Origin of the sequence: Streptomyces sp. NBC_01166 (assembly GCF_045039765.1) — a bacterium.
In the GTDB taxonomy this organism is placed as follows: domain Bacteria; phylum Actinomycetota; class Actinomycetes; order Streptomycetales; family Streptomycetaceae; genus Streptomyces.
Window position 1 is genome coordinate 7,414,601 of the sequence record NZ_CP108613.1, and the last position, 15,466, is coordinate 7,430,066.

At 71.5% G+C, this 15,466-nt stretch carries 15 protein-coding genes; 10 read left to right on the forward strand and 5 right to left on the reverse strand.

Annotation, left to right across the window (positions count from 1 at the left end; translation table 11 throughout):
- Nucleotides 1–176: 176 nt before the first annotated feature.
- Complete coding sequence (locus tag OG379_RS33490) at nucleotides 177–1,166, forward strand: multicopper oxidase domain-containing protein (protein ID WP_405666883.1); 990 nt, start codon at nucleotides 177–179, stop codon at nucleotides 1,164–1,166.
- A 32-nt stretch (nucleotides 1,167–1,198) separates the two neighbouring features.
- On the opposite strand, the gene OG379_RS33495 is transcribed toward OG379_RS33490, so the two are convergent.
- Together OG379_RS33495 and OG379_RS33500 are read right to left on the reverse strand one after the other, a co-directional pair.
- A complete protein-coding gene (locus OG379_RS33495; protein WP_405666884.1) occupies nucleotides 1,199–3,379 on the reverse strand; it encodes a DEAD/DEAH box helicase in 2,181 nt (726 codons plus the stop codon).
- A gap of 94 nt (nucleotides 3,380–3,473) precedes the next feature.
- Complete coding sequence (locus OG379_RS33500; RefSeq protein ID WP_405668738.1) at nucleotides 3,474–4,253, reverse strand: IclR family transcriptional regulator; 780 nt, start codon at nucleotides 4,251–4,253, stop codon at nucleotides 3,474–3,476.
- Nucleotides 4,254–4,448: 195 nt separating this feature from the next.
- On the opposite strand from OG379_RS33500, the gene OG379_RS33505 reads away from it, so the two are divergent.
- From OG379_RS33505 to OG379_RS33545, 9 genes are all read left to right on the forward strand, one after another.
- Nucleotides 4,449–4,559 carry a putative leader peptide gene (locus OG379_RS33505; RefSeq protein WP_393766415.1) on the forward strand — a complete coding sequence of 37 codons (111 nt, stop codon included), beginning with the start codon at nucleotides 4,449–4,451 and terminating at the stop codon, nucleotides 4,557–4,559.
- Between the two features lie 146 nt (nucleotides 4,560–4,705).
- Nucleotides 4,706–5,749: an ABC transporter substrate-binding protein gene (locus OG379_RS33510; RefSeq protein ID WP_405666885.1), complete on the forward strand. Its 1,044-nt coding sequence runs from the start codon at nucleotides 4,706–4,708 to the stop codon at nucleotides 5,747–5,749.
- Entirely contained in the window at nucleotides 5,746–6,753 is a 1,008-nt protein-coding gene (locus OG379_RS33515) for an NrtA/SsuA/CpmA family ABC transporter substrate-binding protein (RefSeq protein ID WP_393766413.1), read from the forward strand. The genes OG379_RS33510 and OG379_RS33515 overlap by 4 nt, the downstream gene beginning before the upstream one ends.
- Nucleotides 6,750–7,589, forward strand: a complete 840-nt coding sequence (locus OG379_RS33520; protein WP_405666886.1) for an ABC transporter permease — start codon at nucleotides 6,750–6,752, stop codon at nucleotides 7,587–7,589. The genes OG379_RS33515 and OG379_RS33520 overlap by 4 nt, the downstream gene beginning before the upstream one ends.
- Complete coding sequence (locus tag OG379_RS33525; RefSeq protein WP_393766411.1) at nucleotides 7,586–8,368, forward strand: ABC transporter ATP-binding protein; 783 nt, start codon at nucleotides 7,586–7,588, stop codon at nucleotides 8,366–8,368. Before OG379_RS33520 ends, OG379_RS33525 begins: the two co-directional genes overlap by 4 nt.
- The gene (locus tag OG379_RS33530) at nucleotides 8,369–9,259 is read left to right on the forward strand and encodes an ABC transporter substrate-binding protein (RefSeq protein WP_405666887.1); all 891 of its coding nucleotides are present in this window, start codon (nucleotides 8,369–8,371) and stop codon (nucleotides 9,257–9,259) included.
- A 5-nt stretch (nucleotides 9,260–9,264) separates the two neighbouring features.
- Nucleotides 9,265–10,338, forward strand: a complete 1,074-nt coding sequence (locus tag OG379_RS33535; RefSeq protein WP_405666888.1) for an LLM class flavin-dependent oxidoreductase — start codon at nucleotides 9,265–9,267, stop codon at nucleotides 10,336–10,338.
- 122 nt (nucleotides 10,339–10,460) lie between these two features.
- Complete coding sequence (locus OG379_RS33540; RefSeq protein WP_405666889.1) at nucleotides 10,461–11,252, forward strand: VOC family protein; 792 nt, start codon at nucleotides 10,461–10,463, stop codon at nucleotides 11,250–11,252.
- 84 nt (nucleotides 11,253–11,336) lie between these two features.
- The gene (locus tag OG379_RS33545) at nucleotides 11,337–11,594 is read left to right on the forward strand and encodes a WhiB family transcriptional regulator (RefSeq protein ID WP_393766407.1); all 258 of its coding nucleotides are present in this window, start codon (nucleotides 11,337–11,339) and stop codon (nucleotides 11,592–11,594) included.
- 27 nt (nucleotides 11,595–11,621) lie between these two features.
- On the opposite strand, the gene OG379_RS33550 is transcribed toward OG379_RS33545, so the two are convergent.
- From OG379_RS33550 to OG379_RS33560, 3 genes are all read right to left on the reverse strand, one after another.
- Nucleotides 11,622–12,506 carry a chitosanase gene (locus OG379_RS33550; RefSeq protein ID WP_405668740.1) on the reverse strand — a complete coding sequence of 295 codons (885 nt, stop codon included), beginning with the start codon at nucleotides 12,504–12,506 and terminating at the stop codon, nucleotides 11,622–11,624.
- 171 nt (nucleotides 12,507–12,677) lie between these two features.
- Nucleotides 12,678–13,655 carry an acyl-ACP desaturase gene (locus OG379_RS33555; RefSeq protein ID WP_405666890.1) on the reverse strand — a complete coding sequence of 326 codons (978 nt, stop codon included), beginning with the start codon at nucleotides 13,653–13,655 and terminating at the stop codon, nucleotides 12,678–12,680.
- A gap of 166 nt (nucleotides 13,656–13,821) precedes the next feature.
- A complete protein-coding gene (locus OG379_RS33560; RefSeq protein ID WP_405666891.1) occupies nucleotides 13,822–15,459 on the reverse strand; it encodes an ABC-F family ATP-binding cassette domain-containing protein in 1,638 nt (545 codons plus the stop codon).
- Nucleotides 15,460–15,466: the final 7 nt, after the last annotated feature.

A 15,466-nucleotide genomic window follows, 5' to 3' on the forward strand; every position in this document is an offset into this window, starting at 1 on the left:
CTGTGGTCACTGCGACAGCGCACGAAGCTAGACCTCTTTTCGTGGCTCGCCAATAGGTATGGCAGCAATCGAACGAACTTTGTCCTGAGTGTGGATAAACCACCGGCCCACGGCTACCGTGTGGGCCGTCCAGGGGAGCAGCGCGTCAGTTTCCGTCTCGCAGTGGGGAGTTCGACATGGACCGAAGGACCTTCAACCGCCGGATGCTGGTGGGCGGCGGGGTGGCGGCGGCCACCGGCGTGACATCGATGTCACTCGGTGCCGTGCAGGCCACCTCCGCGGAGAACCCCGCGAAGACGGCACCCGCGGGCGGCGCCGTCCGCCATCTCAAGATGTACGCGGAGAAACTGGCGGACGGTCAGCTCGGGTACGGCTTCGAGAAGGGCAAGGCGTCGATCCCCGGGCCGCTCATCGAGATCACCGAGGGCGACACGCTGCACATCGAATTCGAGAACACCACGGACGTCGACGCCAGCCTCCATGTGCACGGCGTCGACTACGACATCGCGAGCGACGGCACCCGGATGAACCGCAGTCATGTCGAACCCGGCGGCACCCGGACGTACACCTGGCGCACCCACGCCCCCGGCCGCCGCAAGGACGGCACCTGGCAGGCGGGGAGCGCCGGTTACTGGCACTACCACGACCACGTGGTCGGCACGGACCACGGCACCGGCGGCATCCGCAAGGGGCTGTACGGGCCACTCGTCGTACGCCGCAAGGGAGACGTGCTGCCGGACAAGACGATCACGATCGTCTTCAACGACATGACCATCAACAACAAGGCGGCCCACGAGAGCCCGAACTTCGAGGCCACGGTGGGCGACCGGGTCGAAGTCGTGATGATCACGCACGGCGAGTACTACCACACGTTCCACATCCACGGGCACCGCTGGGCGGACAACAGGACGGGGCTGCTCACCGGCCCCGACGACCCCAGCCGTGTGGTCGACACGAAGATCTGCGGACCGGCGGACTCCTTCGGTTTCCAGATCATCGCGGGCGAACACGTGGGAGCCGGCGCCTGGATGTACCACTGCCACGTCCAGAGCCACTCCGACATGGGAATGGCCGGCCTGCTGCTCGTCGCCAAGGCTGACGGCACGGTGCCGGGCTACGACCCGCCGCACCACGCGGCAGGCGCGGCCGAGGAGCACGCACACTGAGACCGGCCGGCACACGGGGCGGCCGGCCCGGGTCAGGCCCCGGCCGCCATCCGCTGCTGCTCCTCCTCGACGATGCGCCGGGCGAGGGCCCCGTCCGACACGTCGACGGCGTCGGGCGTCGCCTCGGCGAGGTCGCTGCGCCGCGCGTACGCGTCGAAGAGCCGGTCCTTGCGCGCCAGGATGTCCAGCATCCGCTGGTCCACACTGTCCGCCGCGAGGAGCCGGTGGACCCGCACGGTCCGTATCTGTCCCATGCGGTGAGCTCTGGCCACCGCCTGGTGCTCCATCGTCGGCTTGATCTGCGGCTCGCACAGGATGACCACCGACGCCGCCTGGATGTTGAGACCGACGCCACCGGCCTGTATCTGGCTCAGCAGCACCGCGTGGCCGTCCACCGCACCGAAGTGGTCGACGAGTTCCTGCCGGCGGGCGGCCGGGACACTGCCGGAGACCGGACCGAACACCCCGTCGCCCAGGGCCTCCCGGACGGTCCGGAGCACCTCACGGAAGTACGAGAAGATTACGACCTTCAGCCCGTTGGCCTCGGCCTCCGCGACGAGCTCGCGCAGCCGGTTCAGCTTCGCCGACGTCTCGGGGCGGGCGTACGCGGCGCGGCGCATCCGCATGAAGTGCCCCGAGCCGACCGCGTCGCGGTACGCCTCCAGGTCGGCGGGGGAGAATTCCTCCCATTCGTCGGCCTGCACCAGCGCCGGGAGTTCGCTCAGTACGTCGTCCTGGTTCCGGCGCAGATAGGCGGGTGCGACGGCCCTGCGGAACGCGTGCGAGCCGGCGACGCCGTGTGTGGAGGTGACGAGCGGTGCCAGTTCGGGCCGCAGTTGCCGCACAAGGCTCCGGAACTCCTCGACCCGGTTCTCCATCGGGGTGCCGGTCAGGAACAGCACCCTCTCGGTGTGCCGCGTCCAGCCGCCCACGGCCCGGGAGCGCCGGGTCTCGGGGTTCTTCACGAAGTGGGCCTCGTCCACCACCACCATGCCCGGCCTGACCCCGGACTCCGGGCCTTCCGGCAGGGTGGACAGCGCGTCGAAAGTGGTCAGGGCGACCCCGCCCCGCTCGCACCACTCGCCGAACGCCCCTTGCCGCTCGGGACCGTGTACCGGCACGGCCCGCAGGGTGGAGCGGGCGGTGATCTCCCGCCGCCAGTTGATCAGGACGCTCGCCGGGCACACCACCAGGAAGTGCTTCTCGCCCCCGGCCGCGAGATGAGCCAGTGCTGCGATGGCCTGCACGGTCTTGCCGAGTCCCATCTCGTCGCCCAGGATCACCCGCTTCTGGGCCAGCGCGAAGCGCGCTCCGAAGGACTGGTAGCCGCGCAACGAGACCCGCAGGCACGTGTCGTCCAGCCGCAGCCCCCGGACCCGGTCCGCGATCCCGGCAGGCAGGAACCCCTCGGCCGCGTCCCGGTCCGGTCCGCTGCCCGACAGCTCGGCGAGCAGGCTGTAGTACTCGGCAGAGCGCAGCTCGAAATCGACCCAGGCCTCCGCCTCCGACGCGGGACCGCGCAGCAGGTCGACGGAGACCTGCCCGAACAGGGTGCGGAGTCCGCGCGCGTCCGCGTCCCGCACCACCGCTCGTACGGAGGCGACGGCGGCCGGAACCCGGGCGCCGGCGGCCCGTCCCGAGAACAGCATCCGCAGTCGGCTCCGCGCCGGCGCCGCCGCCACGAGCAGCGGTTCCAGCTCCGCGGCCAGACGGCGGGCGGCGTCGACCGCCCGGCGCACGTCGGGGCCGCCCTCCACCAGCCGGTGCAGGGCGACGAGCAGCGCGTTCGTCGCCGCGTCCGACGCGTCCATGTCCATCCGTACGGCGACGGTGTCCCGGACCGCGTGCGCGATCTGCCGCGCGGCGGCCAGCGCCTGGTCCGCCGTCTGCGCGCCGACACCGGGGATCTGACGCAGCTCGTAACGCCCGGCGCCATGGACCCGGCCGACCGTCCTGTACCCGGCCTGTTCCAGCGCGCCGAGCCGCAGCCGGCCCTCCGTGACGTCCGCCAGCCTGGAGGCGGGGATGGCGGCCAGTTCGAGGGCGACCAGGCCGTCCAGCAGGGGGGTGAGCGCGGCGTGCGCGGCCTCGACGGCGCCGCGGTGATCGTCCAGGACGGCGAGGGCCGTTCCGGCGAGCGTCCGGGCCTCGTCGAGCAGCTCACGTGCGGCTCTGCCCGTCGGCGTCCGGCCCGCCGGCGTTCTTCCCGTCATGTACGTCCTTCTGTCCCCGTCGCCCGTCCGTGACCGGCGGCCGCGCCTCCCCGGGCCCCTCCCATCGTGCCACGGGAGCGGGGCGGCACCGCGCTCACCGGGCGGGCGCCCTGCGCTCCGCCGGTGTCAGCAGCAGCACCTCCAGAGCACGCGCGCAGGAGCGGGCCTCCTCGAGGAACCAGGCCGTCCGCCCGTCCGTGATCACGGACGGCGTGGCGCGGACGGCGAGCGCGAAGCGCGCATAGCCGGCGCCGTCCAGCACGGGCACGGCCAGGGTGCGTACCCCGGGCGCCGACTCACCGTCGTTGAGGGCGTACGCATCCGCCCGTACGCGATCCAACTCTTCCTGGAGCAGAGCGGGTTCCACGATCGTGCGCTCGGTGAAGGCATGCATCGGGAGCGCGGCCGGGCCGCTCTCGCCCGGCCTGGCCCAGGCGAGCAGCACCTTGCCCAGGGCCGTCGAGTGGAGCGGCCGGCGCAGGCCCGTCCGCGGTGTGACGGAGCCTCCCGCGACGATCACGGCATGCGGGCCGCTGCGCAGGGCGAGATCGGCCGTGGCGCCCGTGCGCTCGGCCAGATCGGTCAGCTCCGGGGCGGCCAGGTGCAGCCCGCGCTGGTGGTACGAGAGCCGGCCCAGCTCCGTCACCGCGGGCCCCAGCCGATAACGCGCGGTCCGGGCGTCCTGTTCGAGGAACCCCGCACCGAGGAGGGTGCGGGCCAGCCGGTGTGCCGTGGAGGCCGAGAGCTCCAGGCGCCTGGCGAGATCGGAGGCGCTCAGGTCGGGGCCGTTGTCGTGGAAACAGTGAAGGACGTCCAGCGCGCGCCGGACTGCCTGCGCCCCGCCGGGAGCACGCGCCGCCGCTGCCTCACTCATGCCGGTCTCGCTCTCCGCTCGGTGGATGGAAGGGAACATGGTTGCCACATTACGGGAGCACCGAGGTCGTCAATCCGGGTCGTGCAACACGCAGTTCATGTTCGGTCCCACATCATGGGAGGACAGTTGTGGGTAGGGCCGGGCCCGTGGCAGTCTGCAGTCCCTCACCACCGGCATACGGGAAGGAGCAGTGCCATGACCGGCCTCAGGTCCATGTCTCCCGGCGGCTCCGCTCCCGTCACCCTCGCCCTCACGCTGCGCCGTCACATCGACCTGGCCCGCGTCTCCAGCGCCGCCTGTCGCTGAAGCCCCGCACCGCTCCGGCCCCCGCACCCCGCTGAGGTGGCCGGCCCCCTGTTCTCCGCGGCGTCCTCCGCCGCCCGCGGCCGTGTCCTCGTGCCTCGGGCCGGGTGCGGCCCGCCCACCTGCTCCACCGAGCCCCGGGAAGATCCATGACGCGTTCCGCCGTGCTGCCCAGCACCCTCTGGTTCACCCGCTGTCCCGTACCCACCGCGACGGGTATCGCCGCCGACCGGCGCTGGCTCAGCGAGGAGTTCGCCGCCGACGGCATCGCCGTGCGTTCCCTCCAGGACGCCGCACCCGACGCGGACCGCGCCAGCCACTACACCCACGCCCTGCCGGGCCTGTTCCGTGAGGGCGGCAACGTGCCCGCCCTCTGGGCTCGTTCGCGTGGCGAGGCGACCCGGCTGATCGGCCTCACATGGATCGAGGAACGCCAGGCCGTCCTGGTCGCTCCCGGATCCGGGATCAGGGGAGCCGACGCCCTGCGCGGCCTGCGGCTCGCCGTGCCCTCCCACACCATCGCCATCGACTTCTGGCGGGCCATGGCGCTGCGCGGGTTCGAGGGCGCGCTCGGCTCCGCCGGCCTGGCCCTGGACGACGCCGTGCTCGTCGACGTACCCGCCGACGCGCACGAGGGCCAGTGGGCCGCCGAACTCGACGCGCTGCGGCGCGGTGACGTGGACGCGGTGTACGTGAAGGGCGCGGTCGCCGTCGAGGCCGCCCGCCGGGCCGGAGCGGAGGTCGCCGTCGAGCTCGACGAGCTGCCCGACCGTCGGTTCCGCGTCAACAACGGCACCCCACGCCCCATCACCGTGCACCAGCGGCTGCTCGACGACCACCCCGACCTCGTCGACCGGTTCCTCGCCGTCCTGCTCAGGGCGGCCGACTGGGCCACCGGGCACCCGGCCGACGTCGACCGCATCCTGGGTGCCGAGACCGGCGCGGGCGCCGCCGGGGTCGCCGGCGCCTACCGGCCCGGCACCCACCTCACCCTGCACCCCGACCTCTCGGCCGAGCGCCTCGGCCTGCTGGCCGGGCAGGAGGCAGCGCTGCGTGCCCACGGCTTCCTCCCGGAGCCCGTCGACGTCGCCGCCTGGGCCGATCCCGAGCCGCTGAACAGGGCAGCGGCCCGCGCCCGCCTCCACCCCGCTCCCTCGCCCGCCCGCGAACCCGAAGGACCGCTGTCCGTATGAACCAGCACCGATCAGTCCGTACGAAGATCGCCCCCGCCCTCCTCACGGTCACCGCGCTCGTGGCCCTCAGCGCCTGCGGCACGTCCGAGGCCGACAGCGGGTCCGGCGCCACCGTCACCGTGCGCATCCCCGACCCCGGCAACTCCGGAGTCCTCGCCGTCGGCAAGAAGGACGGCAGCCTCGACAAGGCACTCGGCAAGGTGGGCGCCGAGGTGGAGTGGACCGGCAGCGCCGGGCCCTTCGCCCCGGCCGCCCAGGCGATGAACGCGGACCAGCTCGACTTCGCCACCGGCTCCATCACCTCGGGCATCACCTCGCTCGCCCAGCGGCCCGGGTTCAAATTCTTCACCGCCGTCGACCCCGACGCGGCGGGCGAGGGCATCCTCGTCCGCGACGGCTCGGACATCCGCTCCGTCGCCGACCTCGTGGGGAAGAAGGTCGCCGTCAACCAGGGCGGCACCGGCGAGTACCTGCTGCTGAAGGCGCTCGCCAAGGCCGGGATCCCGGCGGACAAGGTCCAGCGGGTCTATCTGCGTCCCGACCAGACCGCCGCCGTCTTCAACGCGGGCAAGGTGGACGCCTGGGCCGTCTGGGCCACCTACGCCGTGGCCGAGATCGGCAGCGGCAAGGCGCACTTCGTCGCGGACGGTGCGGCCATCGGCTCCGACAACTACAGCCTGAACGCGGTACGCACCGGCTTCGCCGAGAAGCACCCCGAGGTCGTGAAGGCCCTCTACGGGTACCTCCACACGTCCAGCGTCAAGGAGAAGAAGGACCCGGCCGCCTATCTGAACGTCTTCACCGATGTCGGCCCCACCGCCGTCACCGGCAAGGCCGAGGAGGTGCAGACCGACTTCATCGCCCGGGGCGGCACGGTCGATCCGATCGGCCCCGAGGACGTAGCCCGCTTCGAGGCCGTCGCCGCCTTCTACGCGGAGCAGAAGGTCACCAGGACCGAGGTGGACGTGGCGGCCCACCTCCTCGACATCGAGAAGCTGACATGAGCGCGGTCTCCGAGGCGGCCGCCGCCGAGGGACTGGTCGCCCCGCGCCCCCAGCTCCGTACGGCACGCAGCCGCCCCTTCGCCCTGACCGTCCGCGCGCTCGGCCCGGTCGCCCTCCTCGTCCTGTGGTGGGCCGCCTCGGCCACGGGAGTGCTCACCCCCGACGTGCTGGCCTCACCCGCCGAAGTCCTGCGAGCCGTGGGTGAGCTGTGGGGGAACGGGCAGCTGCCCGACGCCCTCACCACCTCACTGACCCGCAGCGGGGTCGGCCTGCTGATCGGCCTCGCCGCCGGGCTCACCCTCGGCGTCGTCACCGGGTTCACCCGGATCGGGGACGAGCTCCTCGACTCCTCGCTCCAGACCCTGCGCACCATCCCCTTCCTCGCCCTGGTGCCGCTCTTCATGGTCTGGTTCGGGATCAACGAGACGGCCAAGATCCTCCTCATCGCCGTCGCCACGACGTTCCCCATGTACGTGTCCACGTCCAGCGGCGTACGCAACACCGATCCCAAGCTCGTCGAGGCCATGCGCAGCTTCGGGATGAGCCGCCTCGCCGTCGTCAGGGAGGTCGTCGTCCCCGGGGCCCTGCCGTCGCTGCTGGCCGGGCTGCGGCTGTCCATGACCCTCAGCGTGATCGCGCTGATCGCCGCCGAGGAGATCAATTCCACCGAGGGCATCGGATACCTGATGTCCCAGGCGCAGAGCTACGCCCGCACCGACATCCTCGCCGTCTGCATCCTGATCTACGGCCTCCTGGGCCTGGCCGCCGACATCGTCGTACGCCTGCTCGAGCGCGTCCTGATGCCGTGGCGGACCCCGCAAGGAGGGACCCGATGAACACCGGAGCGGAACGGCCCGCCGTACGGGTGCGGGGACTGCGCCGGGTCTTCGGCACCAGGGCAGTGCTCGACGGCCTGCGGCTCGACATCGCACGGGGCGAGTTCGTCGCCCTGCTCGGGGCCAGCGGGAGCGGAAAGACCACCCTGCTCCGCATCCTGGGCGCGCTGGACGGTGCCGACGGGGGAGAGGTGCTGGTCCCCGAGGCCCGCACCATCGTCTTCCAGGAGCCCCGCCTCGTGCCGTCCAAGAAGGTCCTCGCCAACGTGACCGTCGCCCTGCCGCGCAGCCGTGCGCCGCACGGGCTGAGGGCCCTGGCCGAGGTCGGTCTCGAGCGGCACGCGGAGGCCTGGCCCGGCACCCTCTCCGGCGGCGAGGCGCAGCGTGTGGCCCTCGCCCGGGCACTCGTGAGGGAGCCCGAACTCCTTCTGCTGGACGAGCCGTTCGCGGCGCTCGACGCCCTGACCCGGCTGAAGATGCAGGACCTGGTGGGGGAGTTGTGCCGCAAGCACCGCCCCGCCGTCCTGCTGGTCACCCACGACGTCGACGAGGCCGTACGGCTCGCGGACCGCGTCGCCGTCCTGCGCGACGGGAAGCTCGTCACGGACGAGCCCGTCGACGTCGACCGGCCGCGCGACCCGGGCGACCCCGCGTTCGCAGCACTTCGCCGCCGGCTGCTCGGCGACCTCGGGGTCGACGCGGGACCCGGCCCGCGGCCCGAACCTCCCACCACCCTGCCCTCACCGTCCCTCGCGCCCTCCGAAGCTGGAGTGATCTGAATGACCGTCACCATCGGTGTCCACAGCAGCAACCCGTCGCTCTACCACCTGTACCACCTCTCCCGTCTGGGCTTCGCCCAGGAAGAACTCGCAGCACTGGACGAAACGGTGGCCTTCTTCCCGTACACCAACGGGGTCCGCACCGGCGAGCTGCTCACCCGGGGCGTCATCGACTTCGGCGGCACCGGCTCGACTCCGCCGGTCACCGCCCAGGCCGCCGGCCATGACCTCGTCTACACCGCCGTCTCCGCCCCGCGTCCCGGGCACGGAGCCATCCTGGTGCCCGAGGACAGCCCCGTCCGCACCGTCGCCGGTCTCGCGGGAACGACCGTCCACCTCGCGATCGGGTCCTGGCAGACCCATCTGATCGCCAAGGCGCTGGACGACGCCGGACTCTCGTACGCCGACGACATCACCGCGGTGCGCAGCAACGGTGCCAGCGAACGGCTGCTGCGCGCCGGAGAGATCGGCGCCTGGATCGCCCAGGGGCCCGAACTCGCGGCAGCCCGGAAGGCCGGCGGTCTGCGCACACTCATCGCCACGGGCGACGTGATCTCCGACCGCTCCGTCTTCTTCACCCGGCGCGACTTCGCCGAGAGCCGCCCCGAGATCGTCGACGCGCTCACCCGCGCTCTGCGGCGGGCCGACGACTGGGCGGCCGCCAACCCCCGTGCAGCCGCCGAGATCGCCGCGGCGGACCTGGGCGGAAGCGCCGACGACTGGGAGACCGCGCTGCGCGCCCTGCCATGGAGGATCGAGGCGGTGAGCGACGAGTTCATCGCCGAACAGCAGGAGGCCGCCGACATCTTCCACCGCACCGGCTTCATCGACCGCCCGGTCGAGGTCGCCGCCGCCCGGGCGCGCGTCTCCACCGGCCCGAAGGCGGTCTGAGTACCGTGGCGGCAGAAGTCCTCTGGTACATCATCCCGCGCGAGGGCGCCTACCCCTGGGAGCCCGAGGGCCGGCGGACCGCCGACCTCGGCTATCTCAGCCGGCTCGCCGGAACCGTCGAACAGCTCGGATACAGCGGGGCCCTGCTCGCCACCGACCTGTACGACGTCTGGCCGCTGGGCAGCGCCCTCGCCGCATCCACCAGCACCCGGTTCAAACCGCTGCTCGCCGTCCATCCAGGGCTCATCTCACCGACCCTGCTGGCCAAGATGGCGCTCAGCTTCGACCAGCTCTTCGGGGGCCGGCTGCGCTTCAACGTGGTCAACGGCTCGACGAAGGCGCTGCGGGAGTACGGACTCCACGTGGAGCACGACGAACGGTACGCGCTCAGCGCCGAGTACTGGTCGATCGTGAAGCGCCTCACCGCCGGCGAGGTCTTCGACCACAAGGGCCGCTTCTACGACCTGCGGGACGCGGGGGCCTCGTTCCGTGATCTGAAGCCGGTGCAGGAGCCGCACGTCCCGCTGTGGTTCGGCGGCTCGTCCGATCCGGGGATCGAGATGGCGGCCGAGCACGTCGACGTCTTCCTCACCTGGGGCGAACCGCCGCACCTGCTGAAGGAGAAACTGGAGAAGGTCCGGGCGCGGGCGCGCGCCCACGGCCGCACCCTCCGTATCGGGCTGCGCCTCCACCTCATCGTCCGTGACACCGAGGACGAGGCCTGGGCGGCCGCAGACCGTCTGCTGGACGTCACGAGCGAGGCGACGTACGCCCGCATGCTCGGGGACCGGGCCGGCGAGGAGGGGGTGGGCTGGCAGCGCCAGTTCCGCCAGCACGGCGGACGGGTCCCGGCCCGCGCGCGGGAGCTGGAGACGCACCCCAACATGTGGCCGGGCATGAGCCTGTTCCGGCCGGGTCCGGGCACGGCGGTCGTCGGCTCGACGGCCCAGGTCGTCGAGCGTCTCAAGGAGTTCGAGGACCTGGGTGTCGACACGTTCATCCTGTCCGGGAACCCCCTGCTGGAGGAGGCCTACAGAGTCGCGGAAACGGTGCTTCCGGCGCTGGGCGTCACGCGCTGAACCCCCGCAGCCCCGGCCGGCCCACCGGGGCTGCGGTTGTCGGTGGCCGGTGCAAGACTCGAGGGTCAGGACGTCTGGCGTGAGGAACGCGTGAGACACGGATTCCGCCCGAGGAGCACACCATGCTCGACCCGGCCTTCGTAACCGGCGCCCCCAACTGGATCGATCTCGGGACCCCCGACCTCGCCGTGGCCACCGCCTTCTACAACGGCCTCTTCGGCTGGGACATGGTGGCCGGCGGCCCCGAGACCGGCGGGTACGGGATGTACCAGCTGCGGGGGAAAACCGTCGCCGGCGTGATGACCGTGCCGGAGGACCAGGGGAAGCCCGCCTGGTCGGTGTACTTCCAGACCCCCGACGCCGACGCCACCGCGAGGACGGTCGAGCAGGCCGGGGGCACCGCCGCGTTTCCTCCGATGGACGTGCTCGACTACGGACGCATGGGCGGCTTCACGGACAGCACCGGGGCGTACTTCGGTGTCTGGCAGCCCGGGACGAACACCGGACTCGGCATGATCATGGAGCCGGGTGCGCTGATCTGGTCCGAGCTGTACACCCCGGACATCCCCGCGGCGGCCGCGTTCTTCCACACCGTCTTCGGCTGGCAGACCGACGAGATGTCGTACCCCAGCGGTACCTACACCATGATCCAGCCCGCCGACAGCAAGAGCGCCGACTCCTCCTTCGGAGGGATCGTGCCCCTCGACGCGGTGCCCGCCCAGGCCGAGGCGGGGCCGCACTGGCTGCCGTACTTCGCCGTGGACGACACCGACGCCACGGTGGCAGGCGTGGAACGGCTCGGCGGCCGGGTCACCATGCCGGCCACGGACGTGCCGCAGGTCGGACGGATCGCCACCTTCGCCGACCCCGCGGGTGCGGCGTTCGCGGTGATCAAGCCGGCACCCATGGAGTAGGCCGGAGAGGCGGTGGGCCCGGACCGGCCTGCCGTTGAACAATCGTTGATCACTTGTTTATCGCGACCCGGCACCGTGTGGCGCATGCCGATCAACACCATGACCGACCCCGACGAGCTCGCCTGGCAGGAGACCGCGCTGTGCGCGCAGGCCGGGCCCGAGTTCTTCTTCCCGGCGCCGGGAAGCTCCACCCGCGAGGCCAAACAGCTGTGCAACGCCTGCGAGGGCCGGGTGGCCTGCCTGGAGTACGCACTCGCCCACGACGAGCGCTTCGGCGTCTGGGGAGGGCTCTCCGAGAAGGAGCGGGACCGGCTGCGCAGAGGCCGGTCCGAGCGCGGCTGAACACCGGGGTGTGAGAGACCGTTCCCCTCACGGGATCCGGAAGGTCTCGCCGTACACCTGCCACACCAGCGGCTTCTCCAGTCCCAGATTTCCCTCGCGGAGGAAGAGCCGCTGCGCTGTGTCGATCCGGGTCGTGTCGCGCTGCACCTTCCGGGCCTTGATCGCCGACCGGGTCTCGTCGAGGAAGGCGTTCAGATACGCCGTCTCGTCGCCACCCTCCGCGGCCGTGTCCGCCGAGGCCATCGCGGCGTCGCGGATGCCGTAGAAGCCGTCCGCCTCGACACCGGGCCCGTGCAGGACCATCGCGTCGTAATAGATGAACTGCCCCAGGGTGCCGAGGCCGTCCATCTTCGCCAGACGGACCGCCGGCTCGAAGTACAGCCTGTCGCGCGTCGAGTCCTGGGCCTTCCGGAACGCCGGGTCCTCCGCGGCGCTGTGCCAGGCATCGGTGAAGCCCGGATCCAGGCCCTCGTGCGAATCGGTGCCGTCCACCGCGCGCAGGGCGGGGAGGTACGCGGCCAGCGCATTGTCCGGATGCTCCTCGGTGTACGCCTCGACCAGTTGCAGCATGTCGTTGGTGCCGGAGCAGAAACCGATGATGCCGGCGGTGTAGCCGGTGCCGTCGCCGACGTCCTCGATCGCCCCGTACTGGCTGCGCCAGTCCAGGGTGGACGCCTCCGCGCTGGCGACCAGCCGGGACGCGGTCTCCTTCATCGCCGGGGCGGCGAGGCCGGGCGGCAGGGCGTCGATCTCGTCGGCGTTCCCGTCGGCCTGCTCGGCCGCGGCCGGCGTCGCCGTGCCGGTCTTCTCGGGCGCCTGCCGGGCGGCGGTGGGCGGCTCCGAGTCGCCACCGCTGAACAGGATCGAGGCGGCGATGGCGATCGGTGCGCCGAAAAGAACAAGACGCGTCACTGGTTTCACCCGGCACAGAGTACGTTCCGTGAAGCTGTGGGGACAGCCTGGATGCGCTGTGGGGGACGTGTGAACGCACAGCGGCGGCACACGCATCACGCGTGCGCCGCCGCTGTCCGGCGGGGTCGGGGAGCGGATCCCGAGCCCGGCCGGGCGGACGTACCGAGCGGATCAGCCCTGTGCGGCCCGGGCCGCCATGCGGGCCTTGCGGTTCGCCAGCTTCTCGTCGAACTTCGCGGCCTCGCTGTCCAGGCCGTTCATGTACAGCCCGAGCTCCTCCTGCGCCTTGAGACCCTCCGGGCCGAGGCCGTCGATGTCGAGGACCTTCAGGTAGCGCAGGACGGGCTGGATCACGTCGTCGTGGTGGATCCGCATGTTGTAGATCTCGCCGATCGCCATCTGCGCGGCGGCCCGCTCGAAGCCCGGCATGCCGTGTCCGGGCATCCGGAAGTTGACGACGACGTCGCGCACGGACTGCATCGTGAGGTCCGGGGCGAGTTCGAAGGCCGCGCCCAGCAGGTTGCGGTAGAAGACCATGTGCAGGTTCTCGTCGGTCGCGATCCGCGCCAGCATCCGGTCGCAGACGGGGTCACCCGACTGGTGGCCGGTGTTGCGGTGCGAGACGCGGGTGGCGAGCTCCTGGAAGGCCACGTACGCCACGGAGTGCAGCATGGAGTGGCGGTTGTCGGACTCGAAGCCCTCCGCCATGTGCGTCATGCGGAACTGTTCCAGCTTGTCCGGGTCCACGGCGCGCGAGGTGAGCAGGTAGTCGCGCATCACGATGCCGTGCCTGCCCTCCTCGGCGGTCCAGCGGTGCACCCAGGTGCCCCAGGCGCCGTCGCGGCCGAAGAGGGAGGCGATCTCGTGGTGGTAGCTGGGGAGGTTGTCCTCGGTCAGCAGATTCACGACGAGGGCGATACGTCCGATGTCGGTGACCTTGGACTGGCTGGTCTCCCACGCCTCCCCGTCCTCGAAGAGGCCGGGGAAGTTGCGGCCGTCGGAGAACGGCACGTACTCGTGGGGCATCCAGTCCTTGGCGACCTTGAGATGGCGGTTGAGTTCCTTCTCCACCACCTCCTCCAGCGCGTACAGCAGCTGGGCGTCGGTCCACGCCTTCGAACTGCCTGTGTGGGGAGAGGTGATCGTCACGGGGGAGCTCCTGGGGACGGGAGAATTACCTACGGCTTCGTAGGTTACGTGACCGTAGGTTAAGGCGGCAGTAAGGCCGCGGCCAAGCCCGGTCCTCGCACTGCGCGCTCACACACTGTCATCCCTGCAGGTCATGGGCGTCTTTGAGGGGACAAGTCGGGCGCCCTCACCCCCCGATTCCCGGCAACTGCCCGGGAGTGGTGTCCCGGAGCCCGTCCTCGTCCAGAAGCAGCCACCGGGTGATGTCCAGTGACTTCAGGAACGGCAGGTCGTGGCTCGCCACGATCAGCGCTCCCTGGTACGCCGCCAGCGCCGACGTCAGACGGTGCACGCCGGACAGATCGAGGCTGTTCGTCGGCTCGTCGAGCATCAGCAGCCGGGGCGCCGGGTCGGCCAGCAGCAGCGCCGCGAGCGTCGCCCGGAGACGTTCGCCGCCCGAGAGCGTCCCGGCTGGGCGGTCAGCGCGCCCGCCCTTGAAGAGGAAGTGTGCCAGCCTCGCCCGGATGCCGTTGTCCGTGGTGCCGGGGGCGAAGCGCGCCACGTTGTCCACCAGGGACAGCGCGTCGTCGAGGACGTCGAGGCGCTGCGGCAGGAAGCCCACCGGCACCTGGGCGGCCGCTTCGCCCGACACCGGGTCCAGCTCGCCCGCGACCGTACGCAGCAGTGTCGTCTTCCCCGCCCCGTTGCGGCCGATCAGCGCGATCCGCTCCGGACCGCGGAGCTCCCACTCGCCCGGCACCCGGGCCCCGTAGGCGAGTTCGAGGTCGCGGAGCAGCAGCACGTCGCTGCCCGGATGCACCTTGGTGTGCGGGAGCTCGATCCGGATCGCCTCGTCGTCCCGTACCGCCTCGACCGCCTCGTCGAGGCGCTCCTCCGCGTCCGCGAGCCGTTCGGTGTGCATGATGCGGTGCTTGCCGGCCGACTCCTGGGCTGTCTGCTTGCGCTGGCCCATCACGGCCTTCGGCTCGCGCTTGGTCTCCCACATCTTCTGCCCGTACCGCTTGCGCCGGGACAGCTTGACGTGGGCGTCGGCGAGTTCGCGCTTCTGCCGCCGTACGTCGGCCTCCGCGACCCGCACCATCCGCTCGGCCGCCTCCTGCTCCACGGCCAGCGCCTGCTCGTACGCCGACAGGCTGCCGCCGTACCAGGTGACCGCGCCGTCGCGGAGATCCGCGATCCGGTCCATCCGCTCCAGCAGTTCCCGGTCGTGACTGACCACCACCAGCACCCCGGTCCAGGCGTCGACCGCGTCGTACAGCTGCCCGCGGGCGTACAGATCGAGGTTGTTGGTCGGCTCGTCCAGAAGCAGGACGGCAGGGCGTGCCAGCAGCAGGGCGGCCAGGCGCAGCAGCACGCACTCGCCGCCGGACAGCTCGCCGACGGTCCGGTCGAGACCGATGGCGGACAGGCCGAGCTGGTCGAGCACGGCCCGGGCGCGCTCCTCGACGTCCCAGTCGTCCCCGACGGCGGCGAAGTGCTCCTCGCGGGCATCGCCGGCCTCGATGGCGTGGAGTGCCGCCCGCGTCGAGGCGACACCCAGGACCTCGTCCACCCGCAGAGCGACGTCGAGGACGAGGTCCTGGGGGAGATAGCCGATGTCGCCGGCCGTGCCGATGTGTCCGGCCGTCGGTGTGAGGTCACCGGCGATCAGCCGCAACAGAGTGGATTTGCCGCAGCCGTTGAGACCGATCAGCCCGGTCCGGCCGGGGCCCACGGCCAGTTGGAAGTCATCGAAGACCTCGCTCCCGTCGGGCCAGGCGAACGAGAGAGAGGTGCAGTGAATATGCGTGGTGGATGCAGGCACAAGGGCC